The 20,824-nt window shown below is 64.7% G+C and carries 19 protein-coding genes, 1 tRNA gene and 1 riboswitch; of the genes, 8 read left to right on the top strand and 12 right to left on the bottom strand.

Translation table 11 applies throughout. The annotated features are described in order from the left end of the window. Nucleotides 1-628: 628 nt before the first annotated feature. The 5 genes from EV663_RS10710 to dctP form a co-directional block, all read right to left on the bottom strand. Entirely contained in the window at nt 629-2,146 is a 1,518-nt protein-coding gene (locus EV663_RS10710; RefSeq protein WP_132951797.1) for a malonate--CoA ligase, read from the bottom strand. Further along, complete coding sequence (locus EV663_RS10705; RefSeq protein WP_132951796.1) at nt 2,143-3,435, bottom strand: malonyl-CoA decarboxylase; 1,293 nt, start codon at nt 3,433-3,435, stop codon at nt 2,143-2,145. Before EV663_RS10705 ends, EV663_RS10710 begins: the two co-directional genes overlap by 4 nt. Beyond that, nucleotides 3,432-4,748 (bottom strand): TRAP transporter large permease, encoded by a 1,317-nt coding sequence (locus tag EV663_RS10700; protein ID WP_132951795.1) that lies wholly within the window; start codon nt 4,746-4,748, stop codon nt 3,432-3,434. Before EV663_RS10700 ends, EV663_RS10705 begins: the two co-directional genes overlap by 4 nt. Then, nucleotides 4,748-5,335 (bottom strand): TRAP transporter small permease, encoded by a 588-nt coding sequence (locus tag EV663_RS10695; protein WP_132951794.1) that lies wholly within the window; start codon nt 5,333-5,335, stop codon nt 4,748-4,750. Before EV663_RS10695 ends, EV663_RS10700 begins: the two co-directional genes overlap by 1 nt. A gap of 76 nt (nt 5,336-5,411) precedes the next feature. After that, a complete protein-coding gene (gene dctP / locus EV663_RS10690; protein ID WP_132951793.1) occupies nt 5,412-6,395 on the bottom strand; it encodes a TRAP transporter substrate-binding protein DctP in 984 nt (327 codons plus the stop codon). Nucleotides 6,396-6,529: 134 nt separating this feature from the next. Between dctP and EV663_RS10685 the strand changes: the two genes are divergently transcribed. Next, a complete protein-coding gene (locus EV663_RS10685) occupies nt 6,530-7,186 on the top strand; it encodes a GntR family transcriptional regulator (protein ID WP_132951792.1) in 657 nt (218 codons plus the stop codon). Between the two features lie 184 nt (nt 7,187-7,370). Here the strand turns inward: EV663_RS10685 and EV663_RS10680 are convergent. After that, nucleotides 7,371-7,446: transfer RNA gene (locus EV663_RS10680), tRNA-Lys, on the bottom strand. Between the two features lie 128 nt (nt 7,447-7,574). Here EV663_RS10680 and dapF point away from each other — a divergent pair. The 6 genes from dapF (at nt 7,575) to EV663_RS10650 (ending at nt 13,088) form a co-directional block, all read left to right on the top strand. Further along, entirely contained in the window at nt 7,575-8,393 is an 819-nt protein-coding gene (dapF, locus tag EV663_RS10675) for a diaminopimelate epimerase (RefSeq protein ID WP_243697942.1), read from the top strand. After that, nucleotides 8,393-9,661, top strand: coding sequence for a tRNA (N(6)-L-threonylcarbamoyladenosine(37)-C(2))-methylthiotransferase MtaB (gene mtaB / locus EV663_RS10670; protein ID WP_132951790.1), 1,269 nt, complete (start codon nt 8,393-8,395; stop codon nt 9,659-9,661). Before dapF ends, mtaB begins: the two co-directional genes overlap by 1 nt. Before the next feature lie 79 nt (nt 9,662-9,740). Next, a complete protein-coding gene (locus tag EV663_RS10665; protein WP_132951789.1) occupies nt 9,741-10,031 on the top strand; it encodes a hypothetical protein in 291 nt (96 codons plus the stop codon). 343 nt (nt 10,032-10,374) lie between these two features. Further along, complete coding sequence (gene petA / locus EV663_RS10660) at nt 10,375-10,932, top strand: ubiquinol-cytochrome c reductase iron-sulfur subunit (RefSeq protein ID WP_132951788.1); 558 nt, start codon at nt 10,375-10,377, stop codon at nt 10,930-10,932. Between the two features lie 11 nt (nt 10,933-10,943). Next, nucleotides 10,944-12,281: a cytochrome b gene (locus EV663_RS10655; protein ID WP_132951787.1), complete on the top strand. Its 1,338-nt coding sequence runs from the start codon at nt 10,944-10,946 to the stop codon at nt 12,279-12,281. Between the two features lie 18 nt (nt 12,282-12,299). Beyond that, entirely contained in the window at nt 12,300-13,088 is a 789-nt protein-coding gene (locus tag EV663_RS10650) for a cytochrome c1 (RefSeq protein ID WP_132951786.1), read from the top strand. A gap of 106 nt (nt 13,089-13,194) precedes the next feature. On the opposite strand, the gene EV663_RS10645 is transcribed toward EV663_RS10650, so the two are convergent. From EV663_RS10645 to thiB, 3 genes are read right to left on the bottom strand one after another with little or no spacing between them, the layout of a single operon-like run. Then, nucleotides 13,195-13,887: a thiamine ABC transporter ATP-binding protein gene (locus tag EV663_RS10645; protein ID WP_132951785.1), complete on the bottom strand. Its 693-nt coding sequence runs from the start codon at nt 13,885-13,887 to the stop codon at nt 13,195-13,197. Next, a complete protein-coding gene (locus EV663_RS10640; protein WP_132951784.1) occupies nt 13,874-15,445 on the bottom strand; it encodes a thiamine/thiamine pyrophosphate ABC transporter permease ThiP in 1,572 nt (523 codons plus the stop codon). Before EV663_RS10640 ends, EV663_RS10645 begins: the two co-directional genes overlap by 14 nt. After that, complete coding sequence (gene thiB / locus EV663_RS10635) at nt 15,421-16,410, bottom strand: thiamine ABC transporter substrate binding subunit (RefSeq protein ID WP_132951783.1); 990 nt, start codon at nt 16,408-16,410, stop codon at nt 15,421-15,423. Before thiB ends, EV663_RS10640 begins: the two co-directional genes overlap by 25 nt. A gap of 40 nt (nt 16,411-16,450) precedes the next feature. After that, a riboswitch (TPP riboswitch) is annotated at nt 16,451-16,562 on the bottom strand. Between the two features lie 89 nt (nt 16,563-16,651). Between thiB and aroC the strand changes: the two genes are divergently transcribed. Continuing rightward, nucleotides 16,652-17,752, top strand: coding sequence for a chorismate synthase (aroC, locus tag EV663_RS10630; RefSeq protein ID WP_132951782.1), 1,101 nt, complete (start codon nt 16,652-16,654; stop codon nt 17,750-17,752). A gap of 112 nt (nt 17,753-17,864) precedes the next feature. Here aroC and EV663_RS10625 read toward each other — a convergent pair whose 3' ends face one another. From EV663_RS10625 to EV663_RS10615, 3 genes are all read right to left on the bottom strand, one after another. Next, entirely contained in the window at nt 17,865-18,758 is an 894-nt protein-coding gene (locus EV663_RS10625; protein WP_132951781.1) for a DMT family transporter, read from the bottom strand. Between the two features lie 80 nt (nt 18,759-18,838). Beyond that, nucleotides 18,839-19,126 carry an HU family DNA-binding protein gene (locus EV663_RS10620; RefSeq protein WP_132951780.1) on the bottom strand — a complete coding sequence of 96 codons (288 nt, stop codon included), beginning with the start codon at nt 19,124-19,126 and terminating at the stop codon, nt 18,839-18,841. A 139-nt stretch (nt 19,127-19,265) separates the two neighbouring features. Continuing rightward, complete coding sequence (locus EV663_RS10615; RefSeq protein ID WP_132951779.1) at nt 19,266-20,750, bottom strand: AMP nucleosidase; 1,485 nt, start codon at nt 20,748-20,750, stop codon at nt 19,266-19,268. Nucleotides 20,751-20,824 lie beyond the last annotated feature (74 nt).

The raw sequence follows: 20,824 nt of genomic DNA, 5'->3' as shown, positions 1-20,824 counted from the left end.
AGCAGGCCGAGACACACGAAGCCCGCCACGGGGAGGCTTTGTGTAATTTCTTGTCCGGCCACTCTTGTCAGTTGCATCAACGCCTTTCCGAGACAAAAATAAGGAACGTTGATTTTATTAAACAATTTTTAAAATATTCAAATCTGTCGATTTTCAGAAGGCGCCGCCGCCGTGATACATCGGTGATCTTTGTTCAAAAATACGAAAAACCCCAGCCTTCACAAGCCGGGGCAAACCACGGTCAGAAATTCAGCAGGAGGAAGGGCGATGCCTCGTCATCGGCGGCGTCGAGATCCCGGTCATTGCACACCAAGTCAGTGACCGGCGCAGGTGACGGCCCGCGAAACGGTCCATGGCAAGCCTGCGCTGGACATCGTGACAAGGCGGTGGGCTGGCATCAGCCCGGATCGTGTCCGACTTCGGGTTGTCAGCCATCACGCCTCGGCGTCTGCGGGAGGGCGTTCAGATCGGTCCAGGCCTGGCGCCATCCCGGCATATACTGGTTCAGCGCAGTCAAGAACACGTCATCATACCGGTGAGACATGAAATGCTGAACCGATGCCATGGATCGCGGCCGCAACATCGGCCCAATGTCAGACTGTGTTCGAATGGCTTCGCCCTGCTTTGTTCAGGCAGGAACGAAACGGGCGCGATAGGTCTCGCGCAGAACATTCTTCTGTACCTTGCCCATGGTATTGCGCGGCAGTTCGTCGACAATCAGCATGTCTCGGGGATGCTTGTAGCGCGCCAGGGCATCGCGCAGTTCGGCCGCTATAGCATCCAGATCCGGCGTGACACCCGGCTGCGGCACGATCAGCGCCAGCGGCGTTTCGCCGAAATCGGGATGCGGCACGCCGATCACGGCCGATTCCAGCACACCGGGCTGGGCGTCCAGCACGACCTCGATCTCCTTGGGATAGACGTTGTAGCCGCCGGAGATGATCAGATCCTTGTCGCGGCCCACGATCTGCACATAGCCGTCCTCGTCCAACCGCCCGAGGTCGCCGGTGATAAAGAAGCCGTCGGGGCGCAGTTCGGCCGCCGTCTTCTCCGGCATCTGCCAGTAGCCCTTGAACACATTGGGCCCGCGCACCTCGATCCGGCCGATCTCGCCGGGTGCCACCTCTGCATCCGTGTCCGGGTCGGTGATCTTCAACTCGACCCCGGGCAACGGGAAGCCGACGGTACCCGGCCGACGCTCCCCGTCATAGGGGTTGGAGGTGTTCATGTTGGTTTCCGTCATCCCGTAGCGTTCCAGGATGCGGTGCCCTGTCCGCGCCTCGAAACGTTCATGTGTCTCGGCCAGAAGCGGCGCACTGCCCGAAACGAACAGGCGCATATGCTCGGTCAGGTCGCGGGTCAGGCGCGCATCGTCCAGAAGCCGGGTGTAGAAGGTGGGCACGCCCATCATGGCGGTCGCGCGCGGCATCGCCTCGATCATCCGGTCGGTGTCGAATTTCGGCAGGAAGATCATTGCCCCACCCGCCGCCAGCGTGGTGTTGGTCGCCACGAACAATCCGTGGGTATGGAAGATCGGCAGCGCATGCAGCAGCACGTCATCCTTGGTAAAGCGCCAAATATCGGTCAGCGCCTGCGCGTTGGACAGCAGGTTGTCATGGCTCAGCATCGCGCCCTTGGAGCGCCCCGTGGTGCCCGAGGTGTAAAGGAACGCCGCCAGATCGTCCCGCCCGCGCGGGACGGTATCGAAACCGTCGGGCTGGCCCGCCGCATCGGCCATCAGCGTGCCCGTGCCATCCGCGCCCAGCGTATGCAGCACCGCGTCGGCGGCATGGGCCAGCGAGGCCAGCGCCCCGGCCCGATCCGGGTCGCAGACGAGCATGCGCGCGCCGCTGTTCTCGACGAAATAGCGCAGTTCCTCGACGGTGTAGCCGGTGTTGAGCGGCAGGAAGATCACCCCGGCCTGCACGCAGGCGGCATAAAGGGCCAGCGCCTGGGGACATTTCGGCACCTGCGCGGCAAGCCGATCACCGGGCGCCAGGCCCGCCTGCGTCAGCACATGCGCGATCTGTGCCGCCTGCCCGAGGAAATCGGCATAGGTGACGATGCCACCATCAGGCAGATGCAGGAATGGCGCGTCCCGGCCGGCATGCGGCGCGAAGAGGGCGTCGTAAAGAATGTTGGTCATGTCTTCTCTTCCTCGACCTGGTCTGCCCTTGTCTGCTCTGCCTTCGACAGGGCCTTTTCTGCTGTCGCGGCCAGCCTCCGCACCTCGCCAGAGGTCGCGATCTCTTGCGCCCCGGCGAAGCGTTCATGGTTCTGCGCCACCTTCGACAGATCGTAAAGGTAGTTGACCATCACACCGAGGGACTGCGCCTGTCCCTTGCCCGAAATGTCGGCGCGGGCGTGGACCTGGTGGATCGACGCACCGTTGCCCAGATGGAACCGCGCGACCGGGTCAAGCGGCTGAGCGTCGGTCCGCTTGGCCTGGGTCAGGTACAGCGCGGCAAGGCTGCGCATATGTGCGTCGTCCTCAGGGTCGTTTGGAATGCCTTCGTCCGCCAGCCAGCGGGCGAAACCGGGCAGAGGCGACAACGTGACAAAGGTCTTGAGGCCCGGCAGCTCTACCGACAGGTCGGCTGCGACCTGCTTGATCAGAGAGTTACCGAACGAGATGCTGGCCAGCCCCGCCTGGCAGTTCGAGATGGAATAGAACACCGCCGTGTCGGCACGATCACCGGGCAGTTCCTCGCGATCCTCTGCCAGAAGGCCCTGGATCGAACCGGGCACGCCGCGGGTCAGCGCCACCTGGACAAAGATCAGCGGCTCGTCCGGCATGGCGGGGTGAAAGAAGGCAAAGCAGCGACGATCCGACGGCTCGACCCTGCGGCGCAGGTCGGCCCAGCTGCGGATCGCGTGCACCGCCTCGTAGGCAATGATCTTGTCCAGGATCTGCGCGGGGCTTTCCCAGCTGATCGGCCGCAACACCAGGAACCCGCGGTTGAACCAGCTTGTGAACAGGTGCCGGAAGTCGAGATCGAGCGCGCGAAGCGCGTCGTCGTCGCGCCCCAGCCGCAGCAGATCGGCGCGCATCTGGACCAGCGCATGTGTCGCACCAGGCACCTGGTTCAACCGCCGGATCAACTCTTGCCGCGGGGGCTCCGTGGCCTCGACAAAGGCACGGTAGGTCGCCTTGGTCTGGCCTGCCTCGTAGGCGTCGATGGCGGCGCGCACGCGGTCGGGTTTAACGCCCATGTCCTGTGCCAGATGGTGGAAGAAGGCGCACTTGCCCTCGTCGTCCAGCGTCGCGTAGCGATCCAGTATCGAGCGGGCCAGCGTCAGGCCGGAAATCTCGCCCCGCGCACCAATCAAGTCGGCGGTCAGCTCCGGCAGGGGGCGTGTGTCGTACTCGTCGTCGCGCCAAGGCACGAACCGGCGCTCAAACAGGGTCGACATCATTTCGGCAAGCAGGGTCACAGCTCAGCCCCCATCACAAGGTCCGGCAGCCACAGCGCAAGGCCAGGGAACAGGCACAGCAATAAGATCGCAACCACCATGCAGGCAACGTAGGGCAGCGATCCCACCAGGATCGTCTTCAGCTTGATGTCCGGCGCGATGCCGTTGATGACATACAGGTTCAACCCCACCGGCGGCGAGATCAGCCCGATTTCCATATTGATGGTCAGCACCACCGCGAACCAGATCGGGTCGAACCCGGCACTGGTGATGATCGGCAGCAGGATCGGCGCGGCCATCAGGATGACGGCCACCGGCGGCAGGAAAAAGCCCGCGACCAGCAGGAACAGGTTGATCATCCCCATCAGCACCCAGCGGTTCACATCCAGCCCGCCGATCCATTCGGCGATGGACTGGGTAATGTAGAGCGAGGACAGCATGTAGCTGAACACCCCCGCAGCCCCGATGATGAACAGGATCATCACCGATTCCCTGGTGCTGTCGCGCAGCACGTCCCAGATCCTCGCCGGACTCCACAGCCGGTAGATCACCATGGCGATCAACAGGCACAGCAGCGCGCCGACCGCGGCGGTTTCCGACGGCGTGGCAATGCCGCCATACATCGCGTAAAGCACGCCCAGGATGATCGCGAGGAAGGGCAGGACCCGCGGCAGGATTTCCACCTTCTCCCGCCAGCTATAGGTGGTGGCGCGCAGCACGCGCGCGTCGCCCGACGACCAGGTTGAATATAGCGACCAGGCCATGAACAGCCCGACCAGCATCAGCCCCGGCACCACGCCGGCCAGGAACAGCCGGCCGATCGAGGTCTCGGTCGCGATCCCGTAGACGATCATCGTGACCGAGGGCGGGATCAGGATGCCCAGCGTGCCCCCCGCGGCGATGGACCCCGCTGCGACCGAGTCCGGGTAGCCGCGCTTGCGCATCTCCGGAATGCCCATCTTGCCGATCGCGGCGCAGGTGGCGGGGCTGGACCCCGACATCGCCGAGAACAGCGCGCAGGCCCCCAGATTGGACACGACCAGCCCGCCCGGCACGCGGGTGAGCCAGCGCTCCAGCGCCTCGTACAGGTCCGCGCCCGCGCGGGTCGAGGCGATTGCCGCGCCCATGATGATGAACATCGGAATCGACAGCAGGGCAAAGTTGTCCAGTTTGCCGAAAAAGACCTCGGGCATCAGCTGCAGCGAGGACAGCCCATCGAACAGGATCAGGAAACCGGCCGAAACCACCAGCAGGCCCGCGGCCACGGAGATGCCGGAAAACAGCACGATGATGGTGGCAAGCGCGACCAGGGCGCCAAGGGAAAGCGGATCCATCAGTCAGCCCTTTCGGCGATATCGTCGACCAGCCCCGCGCCAGGGTCGAGTCCGAAGGGCGGCTCGATTTCAGAAAGCATCGCCCAGGTGTCGGCGGCCAGTTGCAGCGCATACAGGCCAAATCCCAGTGGCAGCGCAAGGTAGGGCACCCAGAGCTTGGGGTTCCAGGGCGTGTTCGATGTCTCGCCCCAGTCCCACGCCTCGAACCAGAAGTGATACCCGTGCCACAGCATCACGCTGACAACCGCCAGGGTCAGCACCAGCACGAGGGCCGCCAGCCCCTTGCGCGCCGCCGGCGGCAGCATCAGCGGCAGAAGGTCCACGTTCACATGGCCCCGCAAGTACTGGACATAAGGCAGGCCCAGCATCGTGGCGCCAATCATCATGTAGGTGACACCCTCGGTCTGCCAGATCGTGGACTGGTTCAGCACGAAGCGCACCCAGATCATCTGGCAGGTCACGCCGACGGAGGCGACGATCAGCAGCGCCGAGGCTATGCCGGACAGACGGCTGAGCAAGCCGATGACGCGCAAGACGGGGTTTCCGCCATGCTGCGCGGGCAGGGTGGCGTGGGGCGAGCCGGACATTGCGGCGTCTCCGTTTTCGGGGTCGAATTGCCGGGGGCGCGCGGTGACGCCCCCGGCCGACGAGGTCAGTCGCGGATCACTCGACCGACAGTGCGAGGTCCAGCAGGCGCTGCCCGTCCGGCGAGCCCTCCAGGAAGGCGGCATAGGCGGTTTCCTGCGCGATCGCGCGCCAGGCGTCGAACTCTTCCTCGGTCATCTCGGCGATCTCGACGCCGTTCTCGGCGAAAACCTCGCGCGCCATGCCGTCCTGCTTCTTGGCCTCTTCCAGGTAATAGGCCTGTGCTTTCTCGGCGCCGGCCATCAGCGCCGCCTGCTGCTCTTCCGTCAGGCCCTCGAACACCGACTTGTTCATCAGCATCGGCTGGTACATGAACCACAGCGCGTAGTCGCCCGCAGGCGTGAAGCAGGCGACCTGCTCGTAGATCCTGTAGGATACGAAGGACGAGGACGAGGTGATCGCCGCATCCAGAACGCCCGTCTGCATCGCGTTGTAGATCTCGGACGAGGCCATTGAGGCGATCGAGGCCTCCGCACCGGCCAGCATCTGCTCGAACGCCTTGCCGGCGGCGCGCATCTGCTTGCCTTTGACATCCTCGGGGGCAGTGATGCACCCGTCCTTGCCCGCAAAGCCACCCGCGAGATAACCGTGGACAAGGACCATGATGTCGTCCTCGGCCATGATCGCCTCGATCTCGTCCATGAACTCGGACTCGTTCAGGCGCGCGGCGTGGTCATGGTTCTTCACCAGACCGGGCATCAGGGTCAGATTGTAGGCGTTGCGCAGCCCGCCGGCGTAGGACAGCGGCAGCACGATCATGTCGACCTGACCACGCGCCAACGGCTTGTATTGCTCGCGCGCCTTGAACAGCGACTGGCTGGGGAAGATCTGCAATTCGAGGTCGACATCGGCCGCGGCGACCTCGTCGGCGACGATCTGGGCGACCTTGTGGCGCACGTCGCTCTCGGACCATTGATGCGAAACGCGCAGGGTCTCGGCCCCGGCAGCGCCGGCCACGGCAGCAAAGGCCGCCGCGATGGCGGCAGTCGTGAAACGGTTCATATTTTCCTCCCTAGGTGTGGCCCTGTTTCGGGCCATCCCGGGGAAGAGTTGCAGCCGAATCGCGCGTCGTCAAGATTTTTGTATACAAGAATGCCAAGCTTGTCGCACAGATGGGGTGGTCGTATACTTGCGCCATGACGCAGAAGCGATCCGATACCATTGCCGAAACGCTGGAGGGCATGATCCTCGACGGCACCTTCGCCGACGGGGAGCGCCTGGACGAAACGCAGCTCGCGCAGCGCTTTTCGGTCTCGCGCACACCGCTGCGCGAGGCGCTGCAGCGTCTTGCCGTGTCGGGTCTCGTCGAACAGCAGCCGCGCCGCGGTGTTTTCGTGCGCCAGCCCGGCCCGGTGGAACTGCTGGAGATGTTCGAGGTCATGGCCGAACTGGAGGCCGCCTGCGCGCGGTTCGCGGCCGTTCGCATAAGCGACGACGCCCTGGCCGCGATGCGCGCGGCGAATGCCCGCTGCCAGGCCGCGGTGGAGGCCCGCGACGCCGACGGCTACTATCGCGAGAACGAACATTTTCACGCGATCCTCTATCGACAGTCGGGCAACGCCTATCTCGAACAGGAATGCCGCCGGTTACATCGCCGGCTGACCCCCTTCCGCCGCCTGCAATTGCGCCTGCGTGGCCGGCTTGCCCAGTCCATGGCCGAACACGAGGCCGTGGTTGCCGCATTGGAAAAGGGCGATGCCCAAGCCGCGTCAGACGCAATCCGGTCCCATGTCGCCGTACAGGGCGAGAAGTTTCATAACCTGATGGCCAGCCTTCGCTCGGCTGCGGAATAAGGCCCACGCCAACGCTCGCCCGCGGGTGTGGCTGGGGCTGGATCGGATTCAATGCCTCCGAGCCGTCCGCAACAGCCCACACGAGACCGCCTCGATCCAGGTGATTTGCGCGCCCCGAATGCGGCCCAAGTAAAGAACCGCAAGACCGCAATCAGCCGTATTACCAAGAAACCTTTGATTTCAGTGGTGAGCCGTGCAGGATTCGAACCTGCGACCCACTGATTAAAAGTCAGTTGCTCTACCAACTGAGCTAACGGCCCACGTGAGGCCTGCTACCTAGAAAAACGCGCGAGGGCGGTCAAGGGCAAAATCGGCGTTTTTTCATGCCATCGCTGGATTCGTCGCGGGCGCCCCGCTATATGCGCTGTCCATGACGCAAGAGGCACATATGAACGGCCTGCCCTTCCTCAAGATGCATGGGCTTGGCAACGATTTCGTCGTGATCGACAATCGGCGGGGCAAGGTGGCCCTGCCCGCCGGGCTGGTCACGGCAATCGCCGACCGCCATCGCGGTGTGGGGTTCGACCAGCTTGCAGTGATCGAGGCCCATCCCGACGCCGACGCACGGCTGGTGTTTTACAATGCCGACGGCTCTGTTTCGGCGACCTGCGGGAATGCCACGCGCTGCATCGCGCGCCACCTGATGACAGAAAGCGGCGCAAGGGAACTGGCGCTCGTCACGGAACGCGGGCGGCTGGCCGCGGTCGATGCGGGGGACGGGCTGACCTCGGTCAACATGGGGTTGCCACTGCTGGATTGGGCCTCGGTGCCGCTGGCAGGGGATACGGATACGCTTCACCTGCCGATCGAGGGCGACCCGGTGGCCACCGGCATGGGTAATCCGCATTGCACCTTTTTCGTCACGGATGCCGAGGCGGTCGACCTCGCCTCCTTTGGTCCAGAACACGAATACCATCCGCTCTTCCCCGAACGCACCAACGTGCAGGTCGCCCACCTGGTCGGCCCGGATCACCTGCGCATGCGGGTCTGGGAACGGGGCACCGGCATCACGCTGGCCTCGGGGTCGTCGTCATGCGCAACGGCGGTGGCCGCGGCCCGGCGGGGGCTGACCGGGCGGCGGGTACGGATCGACCTGGACGGCGGCACGATCCTGATCGACTGGCGCGAGGATGGCGTCTGGATGACCGGGCCGACAGCGCATGTCTTTGACGGGGTTTTCACCGCCGCATTCGTCGGGAGCGCGTGATGGACCGCCCCGCCCCCCTCTTTGCCACCTTTGGCTGCCGGTTGAACGCCTATGAAACCGAGGCGATGAAAGAGCTTGTCGCGCAGGCCGGGCTGGACAACGCGGTGATCGTGAACACCTGCGCCGTGACCGCAGAGGCCGTGCGCAAGGCACGGCAGGAAATCCGGCGCCTGAAACGCGAGAATCCCGGGGCTCGGATCGTGGTGACCGGCTGCGCGGCACAGACGGAGCCTCACCGTTTTGCCGAGATGGACGAGGTCGATCTCGTCCTCGGCAATGCCGCGAAAATGCACGCCGATACATGGGCCGATATCGCCCATGGCCCTGACTTCATTGGTCAGGGCGAAAAGATTCGGGTCGATGACATCCTGTCGGTGCGCGAAACCGCCGGCCACCTGATCGATGGGTTCGGCACGCGCTCGCGCGCCTATGTGCAGGTTCAGAACGGCTGCGATCACCGCTGTACCTTTTGCATCATTCCTTATGGCCGCGGAAATTCCCGGTCCGTGCCCGCCGGCGTGGTGGTGGACCAGATCGCGCGCCTTGTGGCCGGCGGCTATAACGAGGTGGTCCTGACCGGGGTCGACCTGACAAGCTGGGGTGCCGATCTGCCCGGCACACCGCGGTTGGGCGATCTGGTGCGGCGCATCCTGAAACTGGTGCCCGAGCTTCCGCGGCTGCGGATTTCATCGATCGATTCCATCGAGGCCGACCCGGCGCTTATGGCCGCCATCGCCGATGAAGAGCGGCTGATGCCGCATCTACACCTATCGCTGCAATCGGGTGACGACCTGATCCTGAAACGGATGAAGCGGCGCCATTCCCGCGCCGATGCGATCGGGTTCTGCGCCGAGGCGAGGCGGCTGCGCCCGGACATGACCTTTGGCGCCGACATCATTGCGGGCTTTCCCACAGAGACCGAGGCGATGTTCGAAAATTCGCTGCGTCTGGTCGAGGACTGCGCGCTGACCTGGCTGCATGTCTTTCCCTATTCGCCCCGGCCGGGCACACCCGCCGCCCGGATGCCCCAGGTGGACGGCGCCGCGATCCGCGACCGCGCAGCCCGGCTGCGCGCGGCCGGAACGGCTCGGGTCGAACAGCATCTGGACGGCCAACTGGGCAAGACCCACAAGATCCTGATGGAACACCCCCGCATGGGCCGGACCGAGCAGTTCACAGAGGTTGCCTTTGCCGTCGACAGGCCCGAGGGCCGGATCGTCACCGCCACCATCACCGGCCAGGCCGACGGGCGGCTTTGCGCCACCTGAATGGGCTTGCATACACGTGAATGGACAGTCGCCGCATGGCTGGCCTAAACTCTTACCCGTTCCATTCGGAGATGCCGCGATGCCCCTGCCCCTTGCGACGCTTGCGCCAGTCCTCGCGCGAACAGCGCTGCGTTACGGCACGGTCGCACTCGCGGTTTATGCACTCACCAGCCTGCGCGAGCCCGCCCGCCGCGACCAGCGGGCAGAGGATGCGATGGACGATATAGACGAGGGGCTGCGCCTGCGCCATGAGCCCGGACAGACCAATGGCACCGCCCGTTGGCGCCGCACGATTCGCGTCGGCAGTAACGGTCCGGGGGTCGAGGTCGACGCCACGGCGTTGGGACGGCTGCGCCTGCGCCGCGTCTGAGCCTTTCGCGCCCCGGTGCGCCAAGCGGGCGCCCACAACCACCCTTGCGGTCAACACGGCGTGAACGTCAAGCGGCACCCGCACCGCCATGCGGCCCCGCCGCTGCGCCAGAACGTCCCAGAACGACCACTTAAAACGAATTTAAGGTAGCTGCCCGTCAGGCCCGGGGGTATACCAATGTCGACGATATGCCATTCGCCCCCTTGACACTGCGCTGCGCGACTATGTCCGCTGGACGCAAGTGATTACGGGGGATAGGTAAGTCAAGCAAACGGCCGGGCCATGCCCCGGTTCCGTTGTCATGGAATCGGCCGGCACACCGGCCACGGAAAGGAGAATTCTCGTGTCGCACGCAGAAGATACCGACGGCTCCCGCCGCGATTTCCTTTATTACGCCACGGCGGGCGCCGGTGTTGTCGCCACCGGGGCGGCAGTCTGGCCCCTGGTGGACCAGATGAACCCCTCTGCCGATGTTCGCGCGCTCAGCTCGATCCAGGTCGATGTCAGCCAGGTGGTCGAGGGCCAGCAGATTACGGTCAAGTACCTGGGCAAGCCCGTCTTTATCCGCCTGCGCACACAAGAAGACATCGAGCTGGCCCGCAGCTTTGACGTCAACAGCCTGCGCGACACCGACTCGCGCAACCCCAACAAGCCCGGCCCTGCGACCGATCAGAACCGCACCATGGACGAAGAAGGTCGCTGGCTGGTGATGATCGGGGTCTGCACGCATCTGGGCTGTGTGCCGATCGGCAACCAGTCGGGGGATTTCGGCGGCTGGTTCTGCCCCTGCCACGGCTCGCACTATGACTCCGCGGGTCGCATCCACAAGGGCCCCGCGCCCGAGAACATGTACATCCCGGTCGCGTCTTTCGTTGACGAGACGACGATCAAACTCGGTTAAGGGAGAGCCCGATGTCCGGTATTCCTCACGATCACTACGAGCCGAAAAGCGGCTCTGAAAAGTGGCTGCATCGGCGCTTGCCGATTGTCGGACTGCTTTACGACACCCTGATGATCCCCACCCCCAAGAACCTGAACTGGATGTGGATCTGGGGCGTCGTTCTGTTCTTTGCGCTGGTGCTGCAAATCATCACCGGCATCGTTCTGGCAATGCATTACGTGCCGCATGTCGACATGGCCTTTACCTCGGTCGAACACATCATGCGCAACGTCAACGGCGGCCATTTCCTGCGCTATCTGCACATGAACGGCGCCTCGCTGTTCTTCGTTGCCGTTTACCTGCACATCTTCCGCGGCATCTATTACGGCTCGTACAAATCCCCGCGCGAGGTGACCTGGATCATCGGCATCCTGATCTACCTGGCGATGATGGCGACCGCGTTCATGGGCTACGTGCTGCCTTGGGGCCAGATGTCCTTCTGGGGGGCCACCGTGATCACCGGCCTGTTCGGCGCGATCCCGTGGGTTGGCGAACCGATCCTGATCTGGTTGCAGGGCGGGCCCGCCGTGGGCAACGCAACGCTCAACCGGTTCTTCTCGCTGCACTACCTGCTGCCCTTCGTGATCCTGGGCCTGTCGATCGTGCATGTGTGGGCCTTCCACACGACCGGCAACAACAACCCCACCGGGGTCGAGGTGCGCCGCACTTCCAGGGAAGAGGCCGACCGCGACACCCTGCCGTTCTGGCCCTATTTCGTGATCAAGGACCTGTTCGCGCTGGGGATCGTTATGATCGTGTTCTTCGCGATCGTGGGCTTCATGCCGAACTATCTGGGCCACCCGGACAACTACATCCCGGCCGACCCGATGGTGACGCCGACCCACATCGTGCCCGAATGGTACTTCCTGCCGTTCTATGCCATCCTGCGTGCCTTTGACGGCGACGTGTGGCTGGTGCAGATCCTCGAATGGGTATCCTTCGGCGTGATCGACGCCAAGTTCTTCGGCGTGATCGCGATGTTCGGCTCGATCATCGTGATGGCCCTGCTGCCCTGGCTGGACACCTCGAATGTGCGTTCGGGCCGCTATCGTCCGATGTTCAAGGTCGCTTTCTGGATCTTCTTCATCGACTTCTTCGTCCTGATGTGGGCGGGGGCGATGCCGGCCGAGGGTATCTACCCGACCATCGCGCTGATCGGTTCGGCGGTGTGGTTTGCCTACTTCCTGGTGGTCCTGCCGGTTCTCGGTGTGATCGAGAAGCCGCTACCGCAGCCTGAAACCATCGAAGAAGACTACAACGCGCACTACGGCGACGGCGCTGCCTCCGGCACCGCTACCCCGGCCGAGTGAGAGAAGGGATCGTAAAAGATGTTCAAGAAACTCACGATCACCGCGCTGACCGCCCTCACGCTGGGGGCGGGCAGTGCCCAGGCCGCCGGAGGTGGCGGGCATGTCACCGACTTCGACTTCCCGTTCGAAGGGGTCATGGGCACCTATGACCAGGCCCAGTTGCAGCGCGGGCTTCAGGTCTTCACCCAGATCTGTTCCGCCTGCCACGGCCTGGAACTTCTGCCGTTCCGCGCCCTTTCCGAACCCGGCGGGCCTGCCCTGTCGGAACAGGCAATGCGCGACTACGCGGCAAGCTGGGAGGTCTTTGATCCCGAGATCGAGGATTGGCGCCCCGGCAAGCCGACCGATCACTTCCCGGCCGGCACCTATCCGGGCGCGCCGGACCTGACCGTGATTGCAAAGGCGCGCGCAGGCTTTCACGGGCCGAACGGCCTGGGTCTGAACCAGCTGTTCAAGGGTATCGGTGGCCCCGAGTACATCGCCACCTACCTGCTGAGCTTCAGCGACGAGACCAAGGAAGAGGCGGGGACCTTCTACTACTACAACGAGGTGTTCCCGGACAACTGGAGCGCCATGGCCCCCGCGATCTTTGGCGATGACGTGGATTACGCCGACGGCACCGAGGCAACCGCCGAACAGGTTGCCCAGGACGTTTCCGCCTTCCTGATGTGGACAGCCGAGCCCAAGCTGATGCAGCGCAAGCAGGCCGGGTTCATCTCGGTCGGCATCCTGCTGGCGCTGACGGTCCTGCTCTACCTCACCAACAAGCGGCTCTGGGCCCCTTACAAGCCCAAGAAATCCGTCTGATCCGGCCAACGGCCTGACCAAGCGGGAAACGCGCCCCTCGGGGCGCGTTTTCTTTTCGCGATCGTTCTGCTGACACCCTCCGGGCCAGATGCGCCCAACGGCGCGATCACCCCAGGTAACGGCGCAACGCCTCTGGCGGATCGGCCAACAGCGCCCCGGTCGGATGTGGGGGATGGACACGACCATCGGCCACCAGCGCGGTTTCCGACGCGATGGCACGCGCATCTTCGGGATCATGGGTTACCATCAGAACCGTCGCGCCGGCATCCTTGGCAAGCGCGGCAACAAGGTCCAGCATCTCGGATTTCAGCGCAGGCCCAAGCGCGGCAAAGGGCTCGTCCAACAGCATCACCGGCCGTCCGCGCAACAGTGTTCGCGCGAGGGCAACCCGGCTGCGCTGTCCACCAGAAAGCTGGCCCGGCATGCGCCCCCCGAACCCCGCCAGCCCGACCCGCGCCAGCGCCCCCGCCACCGCATCATGTTGCGCGGATGAAAGACGCAGGTCGGGGCGCAGGCCAAGCCCTACGTTCTGCGCCACGCTCAGGTGGGGAAAGAGATTGTTATCCTGGAACAGGATCGACACGGGCCGGTCCGCGGGTGGCCGCAATGTAATATCCTGGCCCTGCCAGGTGATCCGACCCGATCGCGGGGTCACGAACCCCGCCACCGCGTCGATCAGCGTTGATTTTCCCGCCCCCGAAGCACCAAGCAGCGCCAGGATGCGACCCGGGGCCACCTCGAAATCCGCCCTCAGGCAAAAGCTGCCCTGCCGGATCTCGACGCCGTCAAACCGCAGCATTCGCACGCCCTCCCCTGTCGAAAATCCAGAACAGCCCCAGGCTGAGCGCCAACAGCAAAAGCGCAGCCCCCGCGGCGGCCTCCATCCGGTAGGCGCCCATCAGGCCATAAAGCTGTAGCGGCAACGTTGCCTGCGCCGGATCGGCAAACAGCGCGATCACCCCCAGGTCACCCATAGACAGCGCCGCCGACAGCCCCAGCACGAAGCCCAGCGGGCGGCGCAGACGTGGCAGGGTCACCAGTCGCAGCCGTGTGTAACCGTGCAACCCCAGGCTATCGGCCAGCCGGCCATGGCTGCGCTCGGTCTCGGCCAGGACCGGGCCAAGCGCACGCAGCGCGAAAGGCAGACTCATCGCGGCATTGACCACGGCCGTCACCGGCAGGGCCAGCGCAACCGGATCGACAACCGGGAACAACAGCAGGAAAAGCCCGGTCCCCATCACCAGCGGCGAGGCGGCGATGGCCAGCATCCCCGCCCCCTGCAACGCCGTACCGCGCAGACCGCCCAACCGGTTCGCCGCCAAGGCAAGGGGCAAGGCCAGGCCCACCGTCACCGCCGCCGAAACCAAGGCCACCACCAGCGACCGCAGCGCAGCGGCGTAGACGGCGGCGGGCATCTCGGCCAGCCCCGCCAATCCGCGCAAGACGATCAGCGCCAGCGGCACCAGCAGGAACAACCCGGCCAGGCCCAGCCATGCCGCGTCCTGCATCCGCAAGCCCAGATGATCGGCATCCCAACGCTTCAATGGCCGGTCCAGTCCCGCGCCAAAGCCCCCGGGTACCGTAACCGCCAAGGCCATCAGCGCCGCGGCCGCGCACATCCCGAACTGGATCAACGATAACAGCGCAGCGCGTCCGAGATCGAACTCGAACCGAAAGGCATGGTAGATCGCAAGTTCCACAGTCGTGGCCCGCGGACCGCCCCCAAGTGTCAGGACGACGGCGAAACTCGTCACGCAGATCAGGAAGGTGACGAGAAAGGCGCCGGGCAGAACCTCGCGCAGCATCGGGACTTCCAGGCGCCTGACCACGTCACCGGGGCCAAAGCCAAGGGCTGCGGCCAGCCGGAACCGTTCCGCCGGGATCGCCAGCCATCCTTGCAGGATCAACCGCGTGGCCAGCGGCAGGTTGAAAAAGACATGCGCCAGCAAAACACCGTGCAGCCCATAGATATCAACCGGCCCCAGGCCCAGGGGCGCCAGTGCCGCCGAGACCATCCCGTTGCGGCCGAACAGGGCCAACAGGCCCACCACCCCCACGATCACCGGCAGGATGAAGGGCGCGCCCAACAGCGTGATCAAAAGGCCACGCCCGGCAAACTGGCGCCGAGCCAGCGCCCGCGCCACGGGGATGGCCAAGGCACAACTCAGCCCCGCCGACAAGGCGGCCTGAAACAGCGTAAAGCGGATCGCCGCCCAATCGGCCGCGCCCAGACCCCCGCCCGCCTCGGCCCGCCACGCCACGGCCGCCAGCGTACCCAGGCAGAGCGCCAGCACCAGCGCCCCTGCGGCCACCCCTGCGGGAACCACCGCCCCTAGCGGCTGAGCCCGTCGCGCCATTCGGCCAATGCCTCCTCGCGCAGCTTTGCCGCCTCGCCCGGGGCGAAGATCAGCGCGGTCTCGGGGGTGATCAGGGTCTCGAACCCTCTCGGAAGGCCCCCCTCGGGCGTGACCGCCGGATACATCCAGTTGGTCGTCGCGATCACCGACTGGAACGCATCGCTCAACATGAAGTTCAGGAAAGATTGCGCCAGTTCCGGTTGTTCCGAAGAGGCGATCCGCCCGGCGACCTCGATCTGCATGTAATGTCCCTCGTCAAAGGGCGCGGCCGCCTTGGTGTCATCTCCCTCCGCGATCAGGTGATAGGCTGGCGAGGTGGTATAGCTCAGCACCATGTCAGCCTCGCCATCGAGAAACATGCCATAAGCCTCCGACCAGCCCTTGGTCACGGTCAGGACATGCGGCGCAAGCCCCGCCCAGATTTCGGGCGCGCGCGCGCCATAGGCCGCCTTGACCCACAGCATCAGGCCCAGGCCAGGCGTAGAAGAGCGCGGGTCCTGGATCACCACCTTGAGATCATCGGGGGCCGCGATCAGCTCTTCGAAACTGTCCGGTGCATCGGGCAGACGCGTCTTGTCATGGACAAAGGCGAAATACCCCCAGTCGAAGGGCAGGAACATGTCATCATCCCAGTCCACCGGCAGATTGAACTCGGCTTCGATCCCGTGTTTGGCAAAAAGCCCGGTCCCGGCGGCGGCGGCTGTCAGGTTGGTATCCAGCCCCAGCACGACATCGGCCCTCGTGCGCACCCCCTCAAGCTGGAGCCGCGCCAGCAGCGCCGCCCCGTCGCCCGCGCCCACGAATTTCAGGTCGCAGCCGCAGACCTCCTCGAACGCGGTCTCGATCTGCGGGCCGGGGCCCCAGTCGGCCACGAAGCTGTCATAAGTATAGACGGTCAAGACGGGCATATCGGCCAATGCCGTGGTGGCGCCCAGCACCGCGGTGGCGATGATCGGAAATTTCATGGTCCTCCTCCAACGATGGGGGCGGACGGGCAAGGGTGGAGCGATATCCATTAACCTTCCCTCCGCCGGTTCTAACCGGGTCAGGTTCAACGGGTTCGCGGGCCGGTCCCGCATCTCAGCCCACTCACAGAAGGGCACCCCGAGGCGCACCCAGCCTATCCCCTCGACCCACCCGCGGCAAGTGAAAGCGCTTGAGGGGCCGGGGCCTGCCCGCTATGCCGGGGCCAAAGGAGTGCCTGCCATGAGCCTGAACACCTTCGGTCACCTGTTCCGCGTCACCACCTGGGGCGAAAGCCACGGCCCCGCGCTTGGCGCGACGGTGGATGGCTGCCCGCCGGGCGTGGCGCTGGATGCCGACGCGCTGCAATACTGGCTGGACCGACGCAAACCGGGTCAGAACAAGTACACCACCCAGCGCCGGGAACCGGACGCTGTGGAAATCCTGTCGGGCGTGTTCGAGGGGCAGACCACCGGCACGCCGATCCAGCTGATGATCCGCAACACCGACCAGCGGTCCAAGGATTACAGCGAGATCGCCGAGAAGTTCCGCCCCGGCCATGCAGACATCACCTATTGGCAGAAATACGGCATCCGCGATTATCGCGGTGGCGGCCGGTCCTCGGCGCGCGAGACGGCGGCGCGGGTCGCCGCCGGCGGCGTGGCGCGCGCGGCACTGGCCATGCTGGCCCCCGAGGTCTCGATCACCGGCTACATGGTACAGATCGGCCCACACCGCATCGACCCGAACCGCTTCGAGTGGGATCAGATCGAACGCAACCCGTTCTGGGTGCCCGACGCGCAAGCAGCCGAGGATTGGTCCGCCTATCTCGACGGGCTGCGCAAGTCCGGCGATTCCGTCGGCGCGGTCGTCGAGGTCGTCGCCCGCGGCGTGCCCGCGGGGCTGGGCGCACCGATCTATGGCAAGCTGGATACCGATCTCGCCGCCGCGATGATGAGCATCAACGCCGTCAAGGCCGTCGAGATCGGCGAGGGCATGGCCGCGGCCACCCTGACCGGCAGCGCGAATGCCGATGAAATCACGATGGGGCCGGACGGGCCGATCTACTCGTCGAACCACGCGGGCGGCATCCTTGGCGGCATCTCGACCGGTCAGGACATCGTGGTCCGTTTCGCGGTGAAGCCGACCTCGTCGATCCTGACACCGCGGCGCACCATCACCCGCGGCGGCGAGGAAACGGATATCGTGACACGCGGGCGACATGATCCTTGCGTCGGTATCCGCGCGGTGCCCGTGGCCGAGGCGATGATGGCCTGCGTGATCTTGGACCACTGGCTGTTGCATCGCGGACAGGTGGGGGAAAACCGCGGACAGATCGGTTAATCCTGCCATCCTCTTGCCCGCGACGACCGCCCCTTCTTCTTGGCCGAAATACCCCGGGGGGTCCGGGGGGCAGCGCCCCCCGGCCGTCGACAGGCGCCAAAGGGCCGTGCGCTCAAGCCCCCTGCGACCCGCGTGCTGGATTCGCCTGCTTGGACAGTTGCACGGCCAGGATGCCTGCCATGATGACCGCCACCCCGGCGATGTCCCACGGCCCAAGCCGCTCGCCCAGCAGGATCGCGGCAATGCCGACACCGAAAAACGGGCTGAGGAAATGAAAGGTCGCCGCGCGCACCGCGCCGATACGGCGCACCAACAGGAACCAGATCAGCGTGGCGACCAGGCCGGGAAACACCGTCGTATAGGCAAAGGCCGCGATAAGCCTCGCACTCCAGGTCACCTCCCATGCCTCGCCCGCGACCAGCGCCGCACCACCCAGCGCCGCCGCTCCCAAAAGCATCTGCAACCCCACGATCATAAGCACGTTTCCTCCCGAGGATGCGCCGCGCACCGACAATGTCGCAGCCGTCAGTGCAAAGACAGCGGCGATACACAGAACAAGCCCAAAGAGATCCACGCCGCCCGAAATGCGCGTTCCCATGATCAGGGCGACCCCAGAAAACCCCACCACCAGCCCCAGCACGCCAAGCGGACGCAATCTTTCGCCCAGCACCAGCCACCCGAACAAGCCCACCAATAGCGGCATGGTCGAGGCGATGATCGAGGCCATCGACGCCTCCAGCGTCTGCATGGCGACAAAATTCAGCCCTAGATAAAGCCCGTTCTGGCTGATTCCGAACACTGCGGTCGCGCGCCATTGCGCGCGCGTCAGCCGCCAGCTCTGGCCCAGCGCGGCCGCGATCCCGACCCCCAGAAGACCCGAGATAAGAAACCGCAGCGCCAGCGCGCTCAGGGGCGGAGCATCGGCCACGATGATCCGCGCCGAGGTAAAGGCCGAGGCCCAGATGAAGGCAAAAGCCAACCCCATCGCCAATGCACGGAAATCCATCATCCCTCCCCGAACGGCCGGCCAAACAAAAAGGGCCGCCCCGAGGCGACCCTAGAAGAATTCTGCCGTGCGCGTAAGGCTCAGCCGTTGACGCTGTCTTTCAGCGCCTTGGCGATGGTCATCTTGACCACCTTGTCGGCCTCTTTCTTGAACTGCTCGCCGGTGGCGGGATTGCGCACCATGCGCTCGGGACGCTCGCGGCAATAGATCTTGCCGACGCCCGGCAGGGTCACGGCGCCACCTGCGGATACTTCGCGGGTGATGATATCGGTAATCGCGTCCAGCGCGGCAGAGGCCACTTTCTTGTCGGCGTCCATCTCTTCGGCCAGGGCAGCGACAAGCTGCGTCTTGGTCATCGGTTTTGCCATGTGTCGTCTCCTCGTTCGGGCCCTTTTATTGGGGGCAGATCGCAGTGATTTAACGTCATCTTGGGGGGGCACACAACGATTTGTGGTGGAATCGGGGCGATTTCCAAGGGTTTTGTGGCCGTATTCCCCCAATTTTCCCTTACAGAAAGGCGGTTTCCTCGAAACTGCGCAACTTGCGGCTGTGAATTCGTTCGAGTGGCATCTCGCGGAGCCGCTCTATCGCCCGTATTCCGATCGCAAGGTGACGTGCGACCTGCGTCTTGTAAAAATCGCTGGCCATGCCCGGCAGCTTCAACTCGCCATGCAGCGGCTTGTCGGAGACACATAAAAGCGTGCCATAGGGCACACGGAACCGGAACCCGTTTGCCGCGATCGTCGCGCTTTCCATGTCCATCGCGATGGCGCGGGATTGCGACAGGCGCTGCACCGGGCCGGACTGGTCGCGCAGTTCCCAGTTGCGGTTGTCGATGGTGGCAACCGTGCCGGTGCGCATGATCCGCTTCAACTCGAACCCTTCCAGCCGCGTGATCTCTTCGACCGCGTCCTCCAGCGCCACCTGGATCTCGGCCAGCGCCGGGATCGGCACCCAGACCGGCAAGTCGTCATCCAGCACGTGATCCTCGCGCAGATAGGCATGGGCGAGCACGAAATCGCCCAGCCGCTGGGAATTGCGCAGCCCCGCACAATGCCCCACCATCAGCCAGGCATGGGGGCGCAGCACCGCGATATGGTCGGTCGCGGTTTTAGCGTTGGACGGCCCCACCCCGATATTGACCAGCGTGATCCCCTGCCCGTCGGGCCGTTTGAGGTGATAGGCTGGCATCTGCGGCAACTTCGAAAGCACAGGCAGCGGCGCGCGCGGCTCGGTGATTTCGTGATTGCCGGGACCGATCAGCGCACAATAGCCGCTGGCGGGATCGGCCAGGGCGGTGCGGGCATAGGCCTCGAATTCATCGACATAGAACTGGTAGTTGGTGAACAGGACGTGGTTCTGAAAATGCTCGGGCGCGGTGGCCGTGTAATGGGAAAGCCGCGCCAGCGAGTAATCGACGCGCTGCGCGCTGAATGGGGCAAGAGGGCGGGCTGCGCCCTCGGGCAAGCACAGCGTGCCATTGACGATATCGTCATTGGTGGTGCCCAGGTCGGGCACGTCGAAAAGATCGCGCAGCGGGAAATCCAGCACCCCCTCTTGCGGAACGCTGATCCCCTCGGCCCCGGTCATCGCGAAATGCACCGGGATGGGCGTGTCAGAGGGACCGATCACCACCGGCTGACCATGGTTTTCCACCAGGAGTCCGATCTGTTGGCGCAGATAATTGGCAAACAGATCGGGCCGTGTCACCGTGCTGGCATAGGGGCCGGGCTGGGCGACATGACCGAAACTGAGCCGGCTGTCCACTTGCGCGTGACTGGTGGTGACAAACCGGATTTCGGGATAGACCGCACGGAACCGGGTGCGCGATGCGTGTCCTTGCAAGGTTTGCGAGAACCGGTCGCGCAGGAACCCGACCGAGGCCGCGTAGATCTCGATCAGGCGGGTCACCGCCGCGGCGGGGTCGGTAAACGCCTCGGGCGCGGGCAGTCGGGGCGTTTCGATCGGGTGCTCGCAGGCCGGTATCTGCATCGCGGTTCCCCTGTTTGCGCTCAGGAAAAGATGTCGCACAAGGACGCGTCGTTCAACCCCGGCAGTGACACCTT

Origin of the sequence: Rhodovulum bhavnagarense (assembly GCF_004343505.1) — a bacterium.
GTDB classification, from domain to species: Bacteria; Pseudomonadota; Alphaproteobacteria; order Rhodobacterales; family Rhodobacteraceae; genus Rhodovulum; species Rhodovulum bhavnagarense.
This window is presented reverse-complemented; position numbering and strand designations above follow the sequence as displayed.